The 18290-nt window shown below is 68.4% G+C and carries 16 protein-coding genes; 6 read left to right on the top strand and 10 right to left on the bottom strand.

Features of this window, described 5'->3' with window-relative positions; translation table 11 throughout:
* Positions 1 to 174 precede the first annotated feature (174 nt).
* On the top strand, positions 175 to 714 hold the full coding sequence (locus KTR9_RS02805) for a hypothetical protein (protein ID WP_044505721.1): 540 nt from the start codon (positions 175 to 177) through the stop codon (positions 712 to 714).
* A gap of 83 nt (positions 715 to 797) precedes the next feature.
* Here the strand turns inward: KTR9_RS02805 and KTR9_RS02800 are convergent, their stop codons facing one another.
* From KTR9_RS02800 to KTR9_RS02780, 5 genes are all read right to left on the bottom strand, one after another.
* Positions 798 to 1277 carry a Dps family protein gene (locus KTR9_RS02800; protein WP_010844112.1) on the bottom strand — a complete coding sequence of 160 codons (480 nt, stop codon included), beginning with the start codon at positions 1275 to 1277 and terminating at the stop codon, positions 798 to 800.
* A 216-nt stretch (positions 1278 to 1493) separates the two neighbouring features.
* Positions 1494 to 2198 carry a hypothetical protein gene (locus KTR9_RS02795; RefSeq protein ID WP_014925121.1) on the bottom strand — a complete coding sequence of 235 codons (705 nt, stop codon included), beginning with the start codon at positions 2196 to 2198 and terminating at the stop codon, positions 1494 to 1496.
* 64 nt (positions 2199 to 2262) lie between these two features.
* Positions 2263 to 3552, bottom strand: coding sequence for a lipase family protein (locus tag KTR9_RS02790; RefSeq protein WP_193363222.1), 1290 nt, complete (start codon positions 3550 to 3552; stop codon positions 2263 to 2265).
* 415 nt (positions 3553 to 3967) lie between these two features.
* On the bottom strand, positions 3968 to 5362 hold the full coding sequence (locus KTR9_RS02785) for a GntP family permease (protein WP_010844107.1): 1395 nt from the start codon (positions 5360 to 5362) through the stop codon (positions 3968 to 3970).
* Between the two features lie 2 nt (positions 5363 to 5364).
* On the bottom strand, positions 5365 to 5898 hold the full coding sequence (locus tag KTR9_RS02780) for a gluconokinase (RefSeq protein WP_014925119.1): 534 nt from the start codon (positions 5896 to 5898) through the stop codon (positions 5365 to 5367).
* Between the two features lie 124 nt (positions 5899 to 6022).
* Between KTR9_RS02780 and KTR9_RS02775 the strand changes: the two genes are divergently transcribed.
* The gene (locus KTR9_RS02775; RefSeq protein ID WP_014925118.1) at positions 6023 to 6745 is read left to right on the top strand and encodes a FadR/GntR family transcriptional regulator; all 723 of its coding nucleotides are present in this window, start codon (positions 6023 to 6025) and stop codon (positions 6743 to 6745) included.
* Between the two features lie 6 nt (positions 6746 to 6751).
* Here the strand turns inward: KTR9_RS02775 and KTR9_RS02770 are convergent, their stop codons facing one another.
* Both KTR9_RS02770 and KTR9_RS02765 read right to left on the bottom strand, forming a co-directional pair.
* A complete protein-coding gene (locus tag KTR9_RS02770; protein ID WP_010844104.1) occupies positions 6752 to 7777 on the bottom strand; it encodes an aspartate-semialdehyde dehydrogenase in 1026 nt (341 codons plus the stop codon).
* 2 nt (positions 7778 to 7779) lie between these two features.
* Complete coding sequence (locus tag KTR9_RS02765) at positions 7780 to 9045, bottom strand: aspartate kinase (protein ID WP_010844103.1); 1266 nt, start codon at positions 9043 to 9045, stop codon at positions 7780 to 7782.
* A 148-nt stretch (positions 9046 to 9193) separates the two neighbouring features.
* Between KTR9_RS02765 and KTR9_RS02760 the strand changes: the two genes are divergently transcribed.
* The gene (locus KTR9_RS02760; RefSeq protein ID WP_044505719.1) at positions 9194 to 10543 is read left to right on the top strand and encodes a membrane protein; all 1350 of its coding nucleotides are present in this window, start codon (positions 9194 to 9196) and stop codon (positions 10541 to 10543) included.
* Between the two features lie 365 nt (positions 10544 to 10908).
* Here the strand turns inward: KTR9_RS02760 and KTR9_RS02755 are convergent, their stop codons facing one another.
* Positions 10909 to 12303, bottom strand: coding sequence for an IS1380 family transposase (locus KTR9_RS02755; protein WP_014924917.1), 1395 nt, complete (start codon positions 12301 to 12303; stop codon positions 10909 to 10911).
* Between the two features lie 241 nt (positions 12304 to 12544).
* Positions 12545 to 13207, bottom strand: coding sequence for a TetR/AcrR family transcriptional regulator (locus KTR9_RS02750; RefSeq protein ID WP_014925114.1), 663 nt, complete (start codon positions 13205 to 13207; stop codon positions 12545 to 12547).
* Between the two features lie 121 nt (positions 13208 to 13328).
* On the opposite strand from KTR9_RS02750, the gene KTR9_RS02745 reads away from it, so the two are divergent.
* Genes KTR9_RS02745 through KTR9_RS02735 form a run of 3 tightly spaced genes read left to right on the top strand, consistent with a single transcriptional unit; the run spans position 13329 to position 16467 of the window.
* Entirely contained in the window at positions 13329 to 14906 is a 1578-nt protein-coding gene (locus KTR9_RS02745) for an MFS transporter (RefSeq protein ID WP_014925113.1), read from the top strand.
* Between the two features lie 29 nt (positions 14907 to 14935).
* Complete coding sequence (locus KTR9_RS02740) at positions 14936 to 15517, top strand: nitroreductase family protein (RefSeq protein ID WP_014925112.1); 582 nt, start codon at positions 14936 to 14938, stop codon at positions 15515 to 15517.
* Positions 15518 to 15576: 59 nt separating this feature from the next.
* Positions 15577 to 16467, top strand: coding sequence for a glycoside hydrolase family 16 protein (locus tag KTR9_RS02735; protein WP_014925111.1), 891 nt, complete (start codon positions 15577 to 15579; stop codon positions 16465 to 16467).
* A 169-nt stretch (positions 16468 to 16636) separates the two neighbouring features.
* On the opposite strand, the gene KTR9_RS02730 is transcribed toward KTR9_RS02735, so the two are convergent.
* Entirely contained in the window at positions 16637 to 18040 is a 1404-nt protein-coding gene (locus KTR9_RS02730) for an MFS transporter (RefSeq protein ID WP_044505716.1), read from the bottom strand.
* Positions 18041 to 18290: the final 250 nt, after the last annotated feature.

The raw sequence follows: 18290 nt of genomic DNA, 5'->3' as shown, positions 1-18290 counted from the left end.
TCGCGCCGACGGCGCCGGGCTCTTCCCGGTCGGCTCCGTTCCGGCACAGACGGTCGCCCAACCTAGCAGCGCCCGCACCCCGGGCCCGACCGTCGGCGGGGGCAAGGCCGTGACCGGCCACGACGAGGGCACCCTGTGACCCGCTTCACGACTGCAACAGGTTCTAGTTGTAGCGTGAACGCCGTGGACTACCGGGGTGTGATGGTCGGGTTGGGACTCTTGGCTACGGCGTTCGGCGTCGTCGGGTTCGTGCGATACCGGGAACGGGAATCGACGACCCTGCAACGCCAGACCCAGCTGGCCCGGGAACTGCGCGACCTCGCGGGCGACGACGAGGTACGGCTGGCCGCGGTCGACGAGTTCTCACTGACCATCTACCAACGGCTCTTCTACGCCTCGGTGGTCGCACCGTGGATTCGCAGTGCCGCGTGGGCGCTGCTCGGCGCGGTGCTCGCCGGAGCCGGGGCGTTGGCGGTTGGTCCACTCGACGGCGCCTTCGCGACCGTCGTGCATGTCGCGGCCATCGTGGCCACCGGGATGTTCGCCGTGGCGACCCTGGTGTACACGGGAATCGCGCTGTACCACTCGGCGACCACCCCGAGGGTGTCCTTCAGCGACTCCTACGCCACCGAGGACACCGAACCGGACCCGGACGGTCCGGCGTCGGAGGTGCCGGACCCCGACGCCGGGGTCTCCGCGCGGTCCGTCGACTGACCGAGCCATCCGAGACACAACGAACCCCCGCCGGGCCGGAGCTCGGCGGGGGTTCGTTGCTGTGAGAGGGTCAGGCGTTCTCGCTAGGCGATCTGCGCCTGCCACATCCAGTGCAGCTGTTCGAGTTTCGAGGCGAACGAGATCAGCAGATCCTGGGTGACCGGATCGGCCTGCTCGGTGACCCCGATTCGTTCGCGGAGACCCGCGACCACTGCCTTCAGATTGGCGACGATCGCCTCGACGACGTCGCTGTCCTTGGTCCATCCCTCACCGAATCCCTTGGTGTGGGCGGTCTTCGCGACGGTCTCGGCGCGACCGTCGGGGCTCACGCCGATCGCGGTGGCCCGTTCGGCGGCCGCGTCGGTGAACTCCCTGGACACGGTGACCAGTTCATCGAGGTCGAGATGCACGGAGCGGAACTGCTTGCCGACCACGTTCCAGTGCGCCTGCTTCGCGATGAGCGACAGGTCGATGAGGTCGACGAGAGTGTCCTGCAGCGCCTTTCCGGCGACGGACTGCTGCTCGTCGGTGAGTGTGCTCGTGATCGGGGTGGTGGTGGTCATGATCAAGAACTCCCTTCTTGTCATAGCTGTGTGCAGTCGTGATCCGACTGCCGTTGTGCGGCAAGGGCTGCGGTGCGATCACACGTGAACGGTGACCGCCGAACCGGTGTAGCCCCTGATCGCCTGTTCCAACCCACCCCGTCCGCGGAACATTCCGGCGACACCGTCGCCCGCGGGGTGATGATCACGACACCGGCGTGCGACGTCGGCACACCACTAGCGTCCGCGCATCACCCGTGTGGGTTTCATCCGGGTCGACTCCGGCAACCACTGGTTGACCGGGCGCCGGAGGGTGCAGAGGGCAGCGACGACCAGGAGGCCGAACTGGACGTAGCTGAGGACGACCATGCTCGACGACACGTCCGGGTACCGGAACAGAAGGTCGACGCCTACGGGGATGCACAGCAGATGCACGACGACGGCTGCCAGGAAGAAGTTGCGGAGATGGCGGCTGTGCTGGGTCGCGGCGGCCACCAGACATGCGTACTCGATGGCCAGCACGACGACGATCATCGCCAGCATGAACGGCGGGAAGAATCCGGCGAGTGTGTCGACCTCGCTCTCCGGAGCGGAGTTCGCCGGATCTGCGACCACACCCTCGAGCAGCCGGCCACGCAGATCGTCGGTGATGGTCCCCAGGTTGAAGAAGCCGTAGATCGTCAGCACGAGCCCGATCACGGCAGCGCCCCACCACGCGAGACGCGCATGCACCGCGAGCGCGTCCGGCGGCGGTCCCGGATCACCCGGCCGTGCCGGGTAGAGCGCAGCCAGGTCCCGATCGCGCGAGGATCGTTCGAGGGCGGCCAGGTCCTCGGCGTCCAGCTCGGCCTGGGTCGGGACACGGTCGGGGTCAGGCCCGGCTGGGTCACGGCCGGCTGGGTCGCCGGACGCACCACCGGTCGGGTCCTGCGGATCCGTCATGCCCCGATCCTGCCACTCGCCCCGGCGGGCCTCCAGCGTCGACGACCGTGCGGCACCGTCCGGCCTATTTCCGGAACTCGGTCAGGACGAATTCCATGCCGGGAACGAACGTGCCGAGCATGGGCACGACATGGTTGACGATCGACTTCGTCAGGATGGGCGGGGTGGGATCGGTGACGAAGGTGACGTCGGCACCCTGTGCCCGCCAGTCCGCGGCGAGTTGCGCGACCTGGCCGTACGGGATCACGTCGTCGTGCAGTCCGCCTTCGACGAAGACGGGCGCATTCGGCTTGAGGCGCCCGATCCGCTGGTCCCGGACCACATCCTGCAGACCCGGGGACCGTGCGATGAGGGCCGACAGCGTCTCCCCGGTACGGGTCCACGTCTCGACGCGGCGGAAACCGAACGCCGGGATGATGTCGCCGATGCAGCTGGTCGAGATCTGCTTCAGAGCGGCCTTGCCGGTCGGGTTGGTCTCGCGTCGCACCACGTCGGCGACGTCCGGGTATCGCTCGGTCAATCCGTTGATGGCGAAACCGATCGCCCCGGCGATCGTGGTGCCGTCGATGGCCGGGATGACCTTCTCGAGGTCGGCGGGGGGCGCGCCGGCGTAGGTGGCCCGGACGTTCAGTTCGGGCGCATACGTCTCGGCGAGTTCTGCGGCCGACGCCGCGGCTCCCCCACCCTGCGAGTACCCAGCGAAGCCGACCGGCGCATCGGCGGGCGCACCCGAGATGTCGAGCGCGGCCCGCGCACCGTCGAGCATCGCCTGTCCGGATTCGGCCCGATTGACGTAGGTGTGCACGCCGGGCGTACCCATGCCGACATAGTCGGTGATGAAGACACGGACACCGTGGACGAGCATGTAGTACATCTCCGGCGCGGTGTAGTTCACCCCGATGCTCGGCTTCGTGAGGTCGACCCCCAGCGGCAGACCCATCAGCTTCGACGGAGCGCACTGGTCGCCCTGACCGATCGTCCCCGACCCGACGACCAGCGTCGGTCGCGGACCCTTGCCGCGCCACGGCGCCGTCGGCTCGACGACGGTGCCGGTGACCGGGGTGGGTGTCCCGTCCTGGAGACGCGAGGTGTACATCACCGTGCGGGCCGTCCCCGGCCATTGGCCGGTCATTCCGGGGATCTGGAGCAGCAGCGGACTCGGCTGGCTGCGGATGACCGAACCCGGCTCGGCCGCGAACCGGGCCGGCGGGGTGTAGAAGTTCCCCGCCGCCGCGGCACCGACCGCTGCCGGGATCAATGAGGCCGCGCAGGCCGCCACCAGCGCCCCGGCGATACCGACGATCCGTCTCGAAGTGCTGCGATGAGTCACGATTCTCCCCGACCTCCCGTTCATGGAACTGTAACCTACCGCACAGTAACTTGAGTCAGGTGACTGGCGTCGCCGGGGGGTCGCCGCCGGCCACTGAGCCGTCAACGGCCGACATCTCCGGCCCACCGATCGACGACCCGACACCCCCGTCGAGCCCGTCGGCCGCAACGTCCTCGGCTCCCTCCACGCCCTCGACCTCAGCCCCACCGGACCGCGATCCCGATGTGGGACAAGCCGACCCGGAGACCACGAGTTCGTCCGCGCCGTCGACGGCCGCGGGATACCGCTGAGTCGGTCAGCGGGGTGCCGGTCGGTCCGAGCCCGCGCAGAAATCCGCCCCTGAAATCCACCCTCCACAACCTGCTCGACGACGATATGTCGACGGCCTGGGTCCTGAGGGCGGTTGTCAGGGTCGGATTTCAGGCGCTGCCGCGCACGCTCAGATGACCAGGCCGAGGGCGAGCACCACGATCAGTCCGGACACCGAGAGGACCGTCTCCATCATCGACCAGGTCTTGAAGGTCTGTCCGACGGTCATCCCGAAGTACTCCTTCACCAGCCAGAAACCGGCGTCGTTGACGTGGGACAGGAACACCGAACCGGCGCCGATCGCCAGTACGACCAGTGAGAGCTCTCCCGAACCCATCCCATCGACCAGCCCCAGGATCAACGACGACGCGGTGATGGTCGCAACGGTCGCCGACCCGGTTGCCAGGCGGATCAGTGCCGCGAGGGTCCATGCGAGCAGGAGCACCGAGACGTTCGCGCCGGTCGCCCAGTCCGCCAGCAGTGTGCCGATCCCCGTGTCGACGAGAACCTCTTTGAAGCCGCCGCCCGCGGAGACGATGAGCAGGATTCCCGCGATGGCGGGCAGGGCCGCGCCCGTGCACTTCGAGATCGTCTCGCGGTCCATGCCGGAACCCCGTCCGAGAGTGAACATCGCGACGATGACGGCGATCAGAAGCGCGATGAGCGGCGTGCCGAGGATGTCGAGGACCTTGCGCACGGGCTGATCCTCGTCGGCGATGAAGATCTCGGCCAATGCTTTGCCCAGCATCAACACGACGGGCAGCAGGACGCTGAACATGGTGATCGCGAACGAGGGGCGCTTCGTCGTCGGACCGTCGGCCGGATCGACGTCGAAGGTCGTTGGTGCCTCGACCGTCACCCACCGGCCCGCGAGCACCCCGAACAGGGGCCCGGAGACGATGATGGTCGGAATGGCCACCAGCACACCGAGTCCGAGTGTCGTGCCCAGGTCCGCACCGAGGGCGTCGATCGCCACGAGCGGGCCCGGGTGCGGCGGGACGAAGCCGTGCATCGCCGAGAGACCGGCCAGCGCGGGTATGCCGATCGGGATCAGACCGAGACCCGAGCGCCGGGCCACCAGGTAGATCACCGGCATCAACAGCACGAGACCGATCTCGAAGAACATCGGCAGCCCGATGATGGCGCCGACGAGGGCCATCGCCCACGGCAGCATCCGGGGTGACGCATGACCGACGATCGTGTCGACGATCTCGTCGGCACCGCCCGAATCCGCGAGGAGTTTGGCGAACATGGCGCCGAGTGCGATCAGGATGCCGACACCTGCTGCGGTGGTGCCGAATCCGGCGGTGAACGACTCGAGGACGGTCGGGATGGACTCACCCGCGACGATGCCGACGGTCGCGCCGCCGCCAACCAGCGCGAGGAAGGGGTGGACCTTCGCGATCGTGATCGCGACGACGATGACGGCGATACCGGCCAGCGCCGCGACGATGAGTTGCCAGCCGGGGGCAACGGGTTCGGGTAGATCCGCGCCGGCGGCCAGGATCGTGGTGGTCGGCAACATCGTCAGTTCTCCTCGCCGTCAGGGTGCGGGTCGTTCGAGTTGGGATCGTCCGGGAGGGACGCGACCAGCTCGTCGACGATGGCGTCCACGCTCTGGTCCACGTCGACGGTCAGGCCTCGTTCGTCTCCGGTCAGCTGTTCCAGGGTCTCGAACTGCGACGCGAGGAGCGCCGGGGGCATGAAGTGCCCCGGCCGCGATGCCTGGCGTCGAGCGATGACGTCGACCGAGCCGGCCAGATGCGCGAACAGTGTCGTCGGCGCGTGCTCGCGGAGACGGTCACGGTAGTTCCGTTTGAGGGCGGAACAGCTCATGACCCCGCCGTCGCCGTGCTCGGCAAGCCACTCGCCGATCGATTCGAGCCAGGGTCGACGATCGTCGTCGTCGAGCGGCTGTCCCGCCGACATCTTGGCGATGTTCGCTGCGGGGTGGAAGTCGTCGGCGTCGGCGAACGGCACTCGCAGGCGCTGTGCCAGCGCGGCTCCGACCGTCGACTTCCCGGACCCCGACACCCCCATGACGACTACGGGCGATCGCATGTTCACTCCTCACGACACTGTGCTGCTGATCACGTAGGCTGCCTCAATGATCATACTTTTGCAAGCCCGGTCGTCATTAAGTACGCAGATTCAGCAAGACCTCGACGAATGAGAAGATGAAACAGTGAGTCAGGGCACACGGAACGCGGGCGAGCGGCACGATGGGATCCTCGCCGCCATCGGTAGACGCATCGTCTCGGGAGCACAGCCGGCCGGGAGCGTACTGACCCTCGAGTCCATCAGCGCCGAACACGGCGTCTCCCGGACGGTGTCACGCGAGGTGATCCGAGTTCTCGAGTCGATGGGGCTCGTCGAGTCCAGACGGCGCGTCGGCATCACCATCCAGCCGCGGGTCCGCTGGAGCGTGTTCGACCCCCGGCTGATCCGGTGGCGCCTCGACGGCGCCGACCGCGCCGAGTTCCTGGCGACCCTGTCGGAGTTGCGGCGAGGCTTCGAACCGGTGGCGGCGGCACTGGCGGCCGAACGGGCCGACGAACATCATTGCCGCATTCTCGCGGCGGCGGTGTCGGACATGTCGGTACACGGACGCGACGGCGACCTGGAGTCGTACCTGTTGGCCGACAAGGTCTTCCACCGAACGCTGCTCGAGGCGAGCGGCAACGAGATGTTCCGCTCACTCACAGGTGTGGTGAACGAGATCCTGGCCGGACGCACCCATCACGGGATGATGCCGGCGACCCCCAACCCGGCCGCCATCGCGCTGCACGACGACGTGGCCAGAGCAATACGCCTCCGCGACCCGGAGGTCGCGGAGGCGTCGATGCGAGCGATCATCACCGAGGCGGCGGCGGCCGTCTCCGAGGAGAACGGTCCGCCACCCGGCTGAGCTTCTCTAGACGAGCAGTTCGGCGATCTGGATCGTGTTGAGGGCGGCACCCTTTCGGAGGTTGTCCCCCGAGACGAACAGCGCGAGGCCGCGCCCCTCGGGAACACCCGGGTCCTGCCGGATCCGGCCGACCAGCGAGGCATCCCGGCCCGCTGCGGCGAGCGGCGTCGGCACGTCGGTGAGCTCCACACCGGCTGCCGCAGAGAGGATCTCCTGTGCCCGGGCCACCGACAGCGGGTTCGCGAACTCGGCGTTGATCGACAGGGAGTGACCCGTGAAGACCGGCACGCGCACGCAGGTTCCGCTGACGAGCAACTCGGGGAGACCGAGGATCTTGCGCGACTCGTTGCGCAGCTTCTGATCCTCGTCGGTCTCGCCCGACCCGTCGTCGACGAGCGACCCGGCGAGCGCGATGACGTTGAACGCGATCGGGGCGACGTACTTGTTCGGGGCGGGGAAGTCCACTGCCGAACCGTCGTGGACGAGCTTCTCGGCATCGTCGGCGACCGCCCGCACCTGGCCGGCGAGTTCCTCCACGCCGGCGAGCCCGCTGCCCGAGACGGCCTGGTAGCTGGAGACGATGAGGCGCTGCAGGCCGGCCTCGTCGTGCAGCGGCTTGAGCACCGGCATGGCGGCCATGGTGGTGCAGTTCGGGTTGGCGATGATGCCCTTCGGCGGGTTCTTCGCCAGCTCGCCGTTGACCTCCGAGACCACCAGTGGCACATCGGGGTCCTTACGCCACGCCGAGGAGTTGTCGATGACGGTCACGCCCGCCTCGGCGAACCGGGGTGCCTGCTCGCGCGACATCGTGGCGCCCGCCGAGAAGAGGGCGATGTCGAGCCCGGACGGGTCCGCCGTCGAGGCGTCCTCGACGACGATCTCGCCGTCGCCCCAGGGCAGCTTCTTGCCCGCCGAGCGCGACGATGCGAAGAACCGCACCTCGTCGGCGGGGAAGTTGCGCTCCGCCAACAGGGTTCGCATGACGGCGCCGACCTGACCGGTCGCACCCACGACTCCGATACGTACACCCATCCTCATCGCCCCGTTCCGGCGTAGACGACGGCTTCTTCTTCGCCGCCGAGATCGAAGGCGGCGTGCAGCGCGCGCACCGCGTCGTCGAGTTCGGTGTCGCGGCACAGCACCGAGATGCGGATCTCCGAGGTGGAGATCAGCTCGATGTTGACGCCGGCCTCGCTCAGGGCCTCACAGAACGTGGCCGTGACGCCGGGGTGCGACTTCATACCCGCGCCGACGAGCGACACCTTGCCGATGTGATCGTCGTAGAGCAGGTCGGTGAAGCCGATCTCCTCCTGGAGCTTGGTGAGCTTCTCCACCCCGAGCGGTCCGAGCTCACGCGGGAGGGTGAAGGTGATGTCGGTCTTGCCGGTGTCGACCTTCGAGACGTTCTGGAGCACCATGTCGATGTTGATCTCGGCGTCGGCGACGGCGCGGAACACCCGCGCCGCGTAACCGGGCTTGTCGTCGAGTCCGACGACGGTGATCTTGGCCTCGCTGCGGTCATGTGCGACGCCGGTGAGAATGGCTTCTTCCACGGGGATGTCCTCCATCGATCCGGTCACCACGGTGCCGGGTTTGGTCGAGTACGACGAGCGCACGTGAACGGGAACGTTGTAGCGGCGGGCGTATTCGACGCAGCGCAGCATCAGCACCTTGGCACCACAGGCGGCCAGTTCGAGCATCTCCTCGAAACTGACGGTGTCGAGGCGCCGGGCGTCGGGCACGATGCGCGGGTCCGCCGAGTAGACGCCGTCGACGTCGGTGTAGATCTCGCAGACGTCGGCCTCGAGCGCCGCCGCGAGCGCGACCGCGGTGGTGTCGGAGCCACCACGGCCCAGCGTCGTGACGTCCTTGGTGTCCTGCGAGACGCCCTGGAAGCCGGCGACCAGCACGATCTTGCCCTCGTCGAGGGCGCTGCGGACACGTCCGGGCGTGACGTCGATGATCTTGGCCTTGCCATGGCTGCTCGTCGTGATCACGCCGGCCTGGGAACCGGTGAACGACTGCGCCTGCGCGCCCATCGAGCTGATCGCCATGGCCACCAGTGAGTTCGAGATGCGCTCACCGGAGGTCAGCAGCATGTCCATCTCGCGGGCCGGTGGCGCCGGATTGACCTGCTGGGCGAGGTCGAGCAGTTCGTCGGTGGTGTCGCCCATCGCCGACACGACCACGACGACGTCGTTGCCCTGCTTCTTGGTCTCGACGATGCGCTCGGCGACGCGACGGATGCGTTCGGCCGTTGCGACCGAGGATCCGCCGTACTTCTGCACCACGAGGGCCACGTCGAGTTACCTCCCGCCGGCCAGAGTGCCGGTCGATAGACGTCAACTTGCCGGGACAACCTTACCGGGGAGTCTGAGGATGCCCTGACCTGGTCTCTGTCTGCCCCGTCCGGGCCGCGGCGATCCGATCCGCTCTAGGATCTCTCGCGTGGCCTCCCCTACCGACGTCGGCGATACCGGAGGCGGCGCCGATGGTCGGACCGGACGCCGCACCGACGACGACGTGGCGACAGCCGGAGGCGTGTCCGCCGGGACGGGTCGTCGGCTGAGGGCGGCGACCACCGCGTTCTTCGGTCCGCTGAGCTCGTCGCCCGCCGGACTCCGTAGCTATCGCTGGTGGCTCGACGCACTGGTCGTCTTCCTCGTCATCCGGGCCGTCGGCATCCTGGTCCTGGCCCGGTTCGCCGACCTCCGGGGCACCACGCTGGGCGATTCCCTGGCGGTGTGGGACGGGCAGTGGATGATCGCGATCGCGACCCACGGCTACGACGGCGTGCCCTACGCCCTGACGGACGCACGGGGTCTGCACACGGCCGACACCGCGTACGCGTTCTTTCCGGGCTACCCGTATCTGGTCGGTCTGATAGCGAAGTTGCCGGGCCTGAGCCCCTTCGGTGCCGCGGTCACGGTGAACCTGATCCTCGGGTGCGTGGCCGCGGTCGGCGCGGCACGCCTGGGCATGGTGTGCGCGCGGCTCATGGCGCGCCGGTCACCGATCGGCCCGGCGCCCGAGCGCGGAACCGGTTTGTTCCTGGTGGCGCTCTTCGCGGCGACGCCGATGTCGATCGTGCTGAACATGGCCTACACCGAGGCCCTGTTCTGTGCGCTCGCGGTGTGGGCGCTGGTCGGGGTGCTGGAGAAACGCTGGCTCCTCGCCGGCACCGTGGCGGCGATCTGCGGGCTGTGCCGGCCGACGGCAGCGGTCCTGATCGGGGTCGTGATGCTCGCGGCCGTGGTGTTCCTGTGGCAGGCACGCGGGACCGCCGTGCCGAGAGGCGTGCGGGTCCGCGCGATCGTCGCCATCGTGATCAGCCCACTCGGCTACCTCGCCTACCTGAGTGTGGTGTGGGCGCACACCGGATCACCGACCGGGTGGTTCCGGATCCAGACCGACGGTTGGGACACCCAATTCGACTGGGGCGCGGCCGCGTTCCACTTCGTCAACGAGATGCTCGTGCATTCGGCGGAGATCGCACCGGTGGCCACATCGTGGATCGTCCTGAGCACGCTGGTGATGCTGGGCGTCGCGGTGTGGTCTCGGATGCCGTGGCCGGTCCTGCTGTACGGTTCGCTGCTCGTCGCGCAGATCGTGCTGTCGAGCGGGCTGATGATGAGCCGGCCGCGACTGCTCCTACCCGCGTTCGTCTTGCTGATCCCACTGGCGATGGCGCTCGCCCGGATGCGACCGGTTGCCGCGGGCCTCGTCGTCGTGCCCATCGTGGTGGGTAGCTCGTGGTTCGGCGCGCACATGCTGACGGTCTTCCCGCATGCCATGTGACCCCTCTGCTCCCATACGTGCGCAGCGCCCCCCTGCCCCCTGAGGTGGGAGCGCCCCCCTGCTCCCTGAGGTGCGAGGAGCGATAGCGACGAGCCTCGAAGGGCCTGGTGAGATGCCTTGCGAGACCCTTCGAGGCTCGCTTCGCTCGCACCTCAGGGAGCAGGAGCCGACCCGCTTCGCTCGCACCTCAGGGAGCAGGAGCCGACCCGCTTCGCTCGCACCTCAGCCTGGATCTTTCACGTGAGGTTGGGGCGGGTGGGGTTGTGGTGTGGGCGTGCGGGGGTTCCGGCGTGTGGCCGGTTCTTCGGGTCCTGGGTTTGTCGGGTGTGGGGCTGCAGAGACTGAGTGCGTGGTCGTTGGGGTGCTCAGGTGGTGTGTAGTGCGGTCCAGCCGGTGGTGATGGTCTCCAGGTGGGGCCAGTTGGTCGGTAGTCGCAGGAGTTGGCGTCGTCCGGAGTGGATGATGCGCCCGGCCACGGCGAGGATGCGTAGGCGTAGTTGTTTGGGTTCCCATCGGCGGATTGTGGCGTGAGGGCCCCAACATAGGGTTTGGGTCCATACCAGTAGTTCTGTTGCCAGACAGACTATTTCCAGCCAGATCTGGTTCTTGGTGAACGCCTGGAACGGCAGGTTGGCCAGTCCGGTGTCTTTGAGGTTGCGGATGCGGTCCTCGGCGCGGGCGCGTTGGCGGTGGCGTAGTTCGAGGGTGGGTAGCGTCCAGCCGGTGCCGCGGGTGTTGGTGGCGAACACGGTGTAGCGGCGGCCATCGATATCGGTCAACCGTAGTTGGGCCCCGGAGTGGGGGTACTCGCGGCGGACGATGACGCGCATCCCTGCCGGCCATGAGGGGGCATCAGCGTTGGCCAGGGCGGGAATCGTGCTGGTCAGCTCGGCGACGTGGGCGTCGAGTCGAGGTTCACCGTGGGTGTCGATGGCTGGTTGCCAGGCCTGTTCGGGTAGTCGGGCCAGTGCGGTTTTGATGGTGTCGGAGACGATGTAGCCGATCGAGTACTGCAATCCGGCGTCGGTGATGTGGGCCAGGAACTCTTTGGAACATCCCGCGGCGTCGGTGCGGACGAGTACCTGGCCGCGTTCACCGGCCGGTAGCTGGTCCAACGCGGCGCTCAGCGTGGTGATGTGCAGGTCAGCGCCTTGGGGTGAGGCGCCGCCGCGGCGGAGGTCGCAGATGAGTGGTTCACCGGTGCCGTACTGGCCGTGATCGAGCAGTGCGCACATCGGGGCGTGGCCGTACTGGCGTTTGTAGTTGATTTCGGCGTGTTCTTTGTCCGAGTGCGCGGTCACGGTGGTGGCGTCGAGATCGATGATGACCTGCCCGCCGTCGAAGCTGCCCGGTCGTCCCTCCAGGGGCCGTCGCCGCGCCCACACGCGTTCTCGGCAGTGTGCGCGGGCCTGGCGGATGGCGGCCACGGCTGCGGTGGAGTCCTCGGCGAGTGTGTTGATCAGGCGAGAGGCTGTCGGGTCCGAGGCGACGGTGCCGAACAGGGCGGGTTGGGCGCGCACGATCGCCAGATCAGACACACAGTCACCGCCCACGGCGACCGCGGTCGCGAGGTCGAGCAGCACTTTGGCGGGGTGGTGCACGGTGCGCGAGGTTGTCCACGGCATCAATGCCGCGCTCAGGGCGGTATCGAGACCGGCGATCTGCATGGTCTTGCGTAGCAGGACCGCGCCGGTGGTGCTGGTCAGTGACTCACTGCGGTCGGTATCGACAACCAGATGTGGGTAGCGGTTATGCTTCACGTGCGAAGTGCCTCTCTGCGCCAGGATCATTGTCTTGTGGTGATTCAATAATCCACTGGCAGACAGGCACTTTCGCGTATTCACACGCCGACAACCCCACACGCCCATGAAAGATCCAGGCTCAGGGAGCAGGAGCCGACCCGCTTCGCTCGCACCTCAGGGAGCACGAGACGACCCGCTTCGCTCGCACCCCAGGGAGCACGAGACGACCCGCTTCGCGCGCACCCCAGGGGCGGTTGATTCACACCGCCGACGCCGCGAATCCCAGACAGAGATAATCGATTCCGGCGTCGAGCCGCGCGCGGGGATCGAGGAGCCGGCCGGCGTCGCGCCGGCCGGCCAGACGCGCGAGGTGCGACGGGACCTCGACCTCGGACTCGCCCGAGATCACGTCCGCGAGTCCGGCGGACGGCAGCAGCGAATCGTCGTGGAGCAGTTGATCGCTCACCGCGACGAGTGCGACACCGTGGACGAAACTCCAGACGGACAGCGCCATGTCGGTGGCTCGTTCGATGCCGACACCGAGTTCCAGGAACCCGGCGGCGAGCCAGTCGAGGCACGCCAGTGAATCCTCGCCGTAGCTGTGCCGTGGCGACGAGTAGGCCAGGACGACCCATGGGTGCCGGGTGTAGAGCTCCCAGTCGACGTCGACGGCGACCTGCACCCGGGCGCGCCATCCGGGCTGGGTGTCCACGGGATACGGGAACCGGCGTCCCACCTCGGTCGACATCGCCTGCAACAGGGCGTCCTTGTCCGCGACGTGGCGATACAGCGACATCGCCCCGACCCCCAGTTTCTCGGCGACCCGCCGCATCGACAGCGAGCCGATTCCGTCGTCGTCGGCGACGGCGATCGCGGCGTCCACGATCGTCGCGGTCGACAGTTTCGAGGTGTCGGACGTCACTGCGCGGTTCCTCCTGCTCAGAGCGGGAATAAAGCGATTGCGTACAGCGTACCCATCCCCGTACGCTGATCCGCGTACACCGTACGCGTAGGTAGCAGTCGTTACCGCGAAGGAGGCAATGATGTCCGCCCAGCTCGACCCGTCGAACCGGCTCCACCCGACCACCCCGGGTGCCGCCGACCGACGAACGTGGCTGGGACTGGCCGTGCTGACCCTCCCGGTGTTCCTGGTCTCGATGGACGTCTCGGTGCTGTACCTCGCGATCCCGTCGATCACCGACGCTCTCGCGCCGTCCGCGGCCCAGCAGTTGTGGATTCTCGACATCTACGGGTTCCTCATCGCCGGACTCCTCATCACGATGGGCAATGTCGGTGACCGCATCGGCCGTCGTCGAATCCTGCTCGCCGGCGCCGGCCTGTTCGGCGTCGCCTCGGTCATCGCCGCCTTCGCACCCACGGCCGGGATCCTGATCGCGGCGCGTGCCCTGATGGGCATCGGCGGGGCGACCCTGCTGCCGTCGAGCCTGTCGCTCATCGCCAACATGTTCTCCGACGCCCGTCAGCGCGGTCGCGCGATCGGCGTGTGGACCGCGGCGTTCGCCGGCGGCAGCGCGGTCGGCCCGGTCATCGGAGGCGTTCTGCTGCACCACTTCTGGTGGGGCGTCGTCTTCCTCATCAACGTGCCGGTACTCGTCCTGCTGTTCGTCTTCGGGCCGCGCCTGATCCCCGAGTACCGGGCCGCGACCAACGATCCCTTCGACGTCGTCGGCGTCGTGCTCTCGATGGCCGGAATCCTCCCGCTCGTCTACGCGATCAAGACGGTGGCGAGCGACGGTGCCACGACAGCCGTGGTCCTCGCCGGGGTGGTGGGCGCCGCGCTGCTCATCACGTTCCTGCTCCACCAGCGGCGAGTCGCGTCACCGCTGCTCGATCTCACCTTGTTCCGGAACGCGCAGTTCAGCAGCGCGGTCGCCGTCGCACTCATCGGGATGATGGCACTCGGCGGCATGTCCTACCTGACCGGCGTGTACCTCCAGTCGGTCATGGGCCACGACGTCCTGGCCGCGGCGATCGCCGGCCTCCCGATGGCCGTCGCGGTGGCGGTGTTCTCCATCGGGGCGACCAAGGTCGCCTCGTTCCTGGGCACCCGGCTGGCCTTCGTCGGTTCCGTCGGCCTCGCCGCCGCCGGCAACCTCGGCATGCTGACCCTCGGCACCTCGTCGCCGGTCTGGGTGTACGTGCTGTGCACGACGATCGCGGGCGTCGGCTACGGCATCCAGTTCAGCCTCGTGTCGGTCGTGGTCGTCGGCTCGGTGCCACCGGAACGGTCGGGTGCCGCGTCCGGCATCTCGGAGACGAGCTTCGAGCTCGGTACCGCGATGGGGCTGGCCCTGCTCGGATCGCTGGCCACCCTCGTCTTCCGGGACGGCGACCAGGGCTGGGCGTTCGGCGACACCCTCGGCGAGACGCTGCACCGCTCGACCGACATGGGCCCCGCCGGTGAGGGTCTTGCCGCCGCCGCGAAACAGTCGTTCGTCGACGGCATGCACGCCGCGTCGCTCGCGAGCGGTCTCGCACTCCTCGTCCTGGGTGCCATCCTGCTCGTCGTCATGCGCGACGAGCCCGCCGATCCGCAGGCCGAGGTCGCCGAGGTCCGGCTCCCCGACTCCGAGCTCTCGACGTCGGCACGCGCCGAGTAGGACCACGCGACACCGCTACCCTCGGGCGGATGCACGAACTGATCTCGGGGCGCTGGAGTGCCCGCGGCTACGACCCGTCCGCGACCGTCTCCGTCGAGGACATCACCACGATCGTCGACGCCGGACGCTGGGCGCCCACCTGGGGCCGGGTACAACCGGTGCGATTCATCGTGGGCCTGCGCGACGACCCGACCTTCGCAGCCCTCTGCGGCGTCCTGACCCGGGGGAACTCGGGGTGGGCGCCGCGCTCGGCGGCGCTCGTCCTGGTCTGCACCACCGATGATCCCGACGACGCGAAGGCCGACACCTACGGGGCGGTCGACTGCGGGCTCGCGGTGGCGCAGATGATCCTGCAGGCCGAGGCCCTCGGATTCAACGCGCACCCGATGGCCGGTTTCGACCCCGTGGCCGCCCGCGACAGCTTCGGCATCCCGGCGGACAAGCGGCCGCTGGTGTTGCTCGGCATCGGCGTACTCGCCGCCGACCCGACGTCCCTTCCCGAGGAGATCCGTGCCCGCGACGAAAAGCCCCGGTCACGGCTGCCGCTCGGCGAGGTGGCCTTCGCCGGCCACTGGGGACGTGCGGCGTTTTCCGAACCCCCGAAGGGTTGACCGGGGAATGTGACGAACGAGGCATATGAGGCAGAAGTTACTTGTGGTACTTCTTCTCCATGACTGTCTCACCTCCACGACGAGGATTCTTCCGTCGGCTGGGATCGCACGTCGCTCCCGTCGCCGCCGTCACGGCGCTGTCGGCCGCGGCAGCACTGTCCCTGCCGGCCACCGCCCACGCCGACGAGCCGTTCAGCCTCGAGTTCAACGGCGCGGCCGGCACGTTGCCGTCGGCACTGCAACACGAGACCGGCGCAGGCGGCTGGGGCAACAACGAGGTGCAGAACTACACCGCCGACCGTCTCAACTCGCGCCTGGACGGCAACGGCAACCTGCTCATCGAGGCTCGACGCGCCGCGACGGGCGGCTGGACATCGGCCCGGCTGACCACGAAGGACAGCTTCGAATTCACCTACGGGACGATCTCCGCGCGCATCTCCCTGCCGCAAGGCCGCGGGCTGCACCCGGCGTTCTGGTTGCTGGGGAGCGACATCGACTCCGTCGGTTATCCGGCGGCCGGTGAAGTCGACATCGCGGAGACGATCAACACCTCCGACTGGGTGCACGTGGGCGTACACGGGCCGACGGCCCTCGGAACCGCCACCGGCTCCCTCGACATCTCGCTGACCGACCTCCTCCCCGGGCTCCCGCTGCCGGGCCCCCTCGCCGGTCGCTGGGAGCGGGGCCACGATCTCACCGGCGTCGACCCCGGCGACTTCCACGAGTACGCGGTGACCAAGACGTCGTCGCAGATCCGCTTCACCATCGACGGCAACGCCGTCTACACGATCAACCGGTCCTCGCTCACCGGCGATGAACGATGGGTCTTCGACAAGCCGATGTACGCACTGCTCAACGTCGCCGTCGGTGGCCTCTGGCCCGGCCCGCCGTCGTCGACGACCCCGAGCCCGGCGACGATGACCGTCGACTGGCTGCGCTACACCCCGTGAGCCGCCGGCGCGCCTGATCCGAAGGGACCGCAGACCCACCGCTCCCTGAGGAGCGCCCGAAGCTTGCGGAGGGCGCGTCACGAAGGGTCCGGCCGCTGCGCCCATCCAACTCCGCCCCGAGCCGATTCGGCTCGGGGCGGAGTGGCGTGTGGGGTTGTGGGACAGTCGGTTACGCGACCAACACCTGCTCGTCATCGGTGGCCGACGCGCGCATCGTCTTGTCCTTGGTCTCGACGATCATGATCGTGCACACCACGCTGAGTGCCGACAGACCGGCGAGCAGGACACCGACCCAGATCGCACCGGGACCGGCGATCAGCGGGGCGGCGATCAGCGGCGGGATCGCCCCGCCGAGGATGCCGGCCAGGTTGTAGCCCATCCCCGCACCGGTGTAGCGGTACCGCGCCTCGAACAGCTCGGGCAGGAGCGCACCGGCGGGTCCGTAGGCGATGCCGAAGATGAGCAGCGTGCCGAGGAGCCCGATGACGAACGCGAGACCGCCGCCGATCTCGAGGATCGGGAACAGCACCAGCGACCACGGGATCGCGACGGCGCACGAGGTGAGGATGACGCGGCGACGCCCCACGCGGTCCGACCACACCGCCGACGCCGCGGTCGACAGTCCGAACACCACGGCCGCGCCCATGCCCGCGGTCAGCACGAAGGTCCGGGACAGCTCCAGCGACTTCGTGCCGTAGTTCGTGAGGAACGCCGTGCCCATGTAGAACAGCGAGAACAGGCTCGCCAGCGCGCCGCCGGCGATGAGGATCTCGCGCCACTGGTGGCGGAAGGCATCGAGGAACGGCAGGGCGGGGCCGTCGGCCGCGGCGTCGCCGGTCGCCTTGCGCTGCTGAGCCTCCCGGAACACCGGGGTCTCCGCGACGGCGAGTCGGACCCACAGCCCCACCGCGACCAGCGCGAAGGACAGGATGAACGGGATACGCCAGCCGAAGTCGAGGAATGCCGAACTGGTCTCGCCGAGGGTCAGGCTCGCGATGAGGAACGTGAGGCTCGACAGGAAGAAGGCGAAGGCGGGGCCGAGTTGCGGGAACATCGCGTAGAGCCCGCGCTTGCCGGGCGGGGCGTACTCGGCGGTGAGGAGTGTCGCGCCCGCCCACTCGCCGCCGACGGCGAAGCCCTGCAGGAACCGCAGGAACACCAGCGCGATCGGTGCGGCGATGCCGATACCGGATTCGGCGAAGCCGAACACGCCGGTCTCGTACCCGGGCAGGAGCCCGATCGCGACCGTCGCCAGCCCCATGATCAACAGGGTCCAGACCAGGGTGCGCTTGCGGCCGATCCGGTCACCGAAATGCCCGAAGAGCATCGCGCCGACCGGCCGTGCGAAGAAGGCCACGGCGAAGGTCGCGAAGGAGGCGATCGTCCCGGTGACCTCGTCGGCGGATGGGAAGAAGACCGTCGGGAAGACCAGGGCGGCGGCGGTGCCGTAGATGAAGAAGTCGTAGAACTCGATGGTCGTACCGATGGAACTCGCGGCGGCCACTCGTCGAAGGCTCGTACGCTTGCCCTCCGGCGGATCGGTCACCGGGGGCTCGGCGGGGATGGTCGTCACTGGCGTTCGTCCCTTTCTGCTGACGGCCGCGTCGGGGTGGGCGGCACGTATCCCGGACGGCGAGACCTCCGGGTCGCCCCTGTCGGCCGCCTGGATGAATTGGGTCACTCCGGCTGCCGACTGAGAGGCATGTCATAGTCTGGGACGTGGTCGGACGAGGCGGCACCCTCCGAAGAGGGGGAGCCGTTTTCCGTCTTCACCTGCAGCTTTGGCCGCTTCGTCGCCGGGGAGTACAGTCAAGCGCATGCAG

This window comes from Gordonia sp. KTR9 (genome assembly GCF_000143885.2).
Classification (GTDB): Bacteria; Actinomycetota; Actinomycetes; order Mycobacteriales; family Mycobacteriaceae; genus Gordonia.
This window is presented reverse-complemented; position numbering and strand designations above follow the sequence as displayed.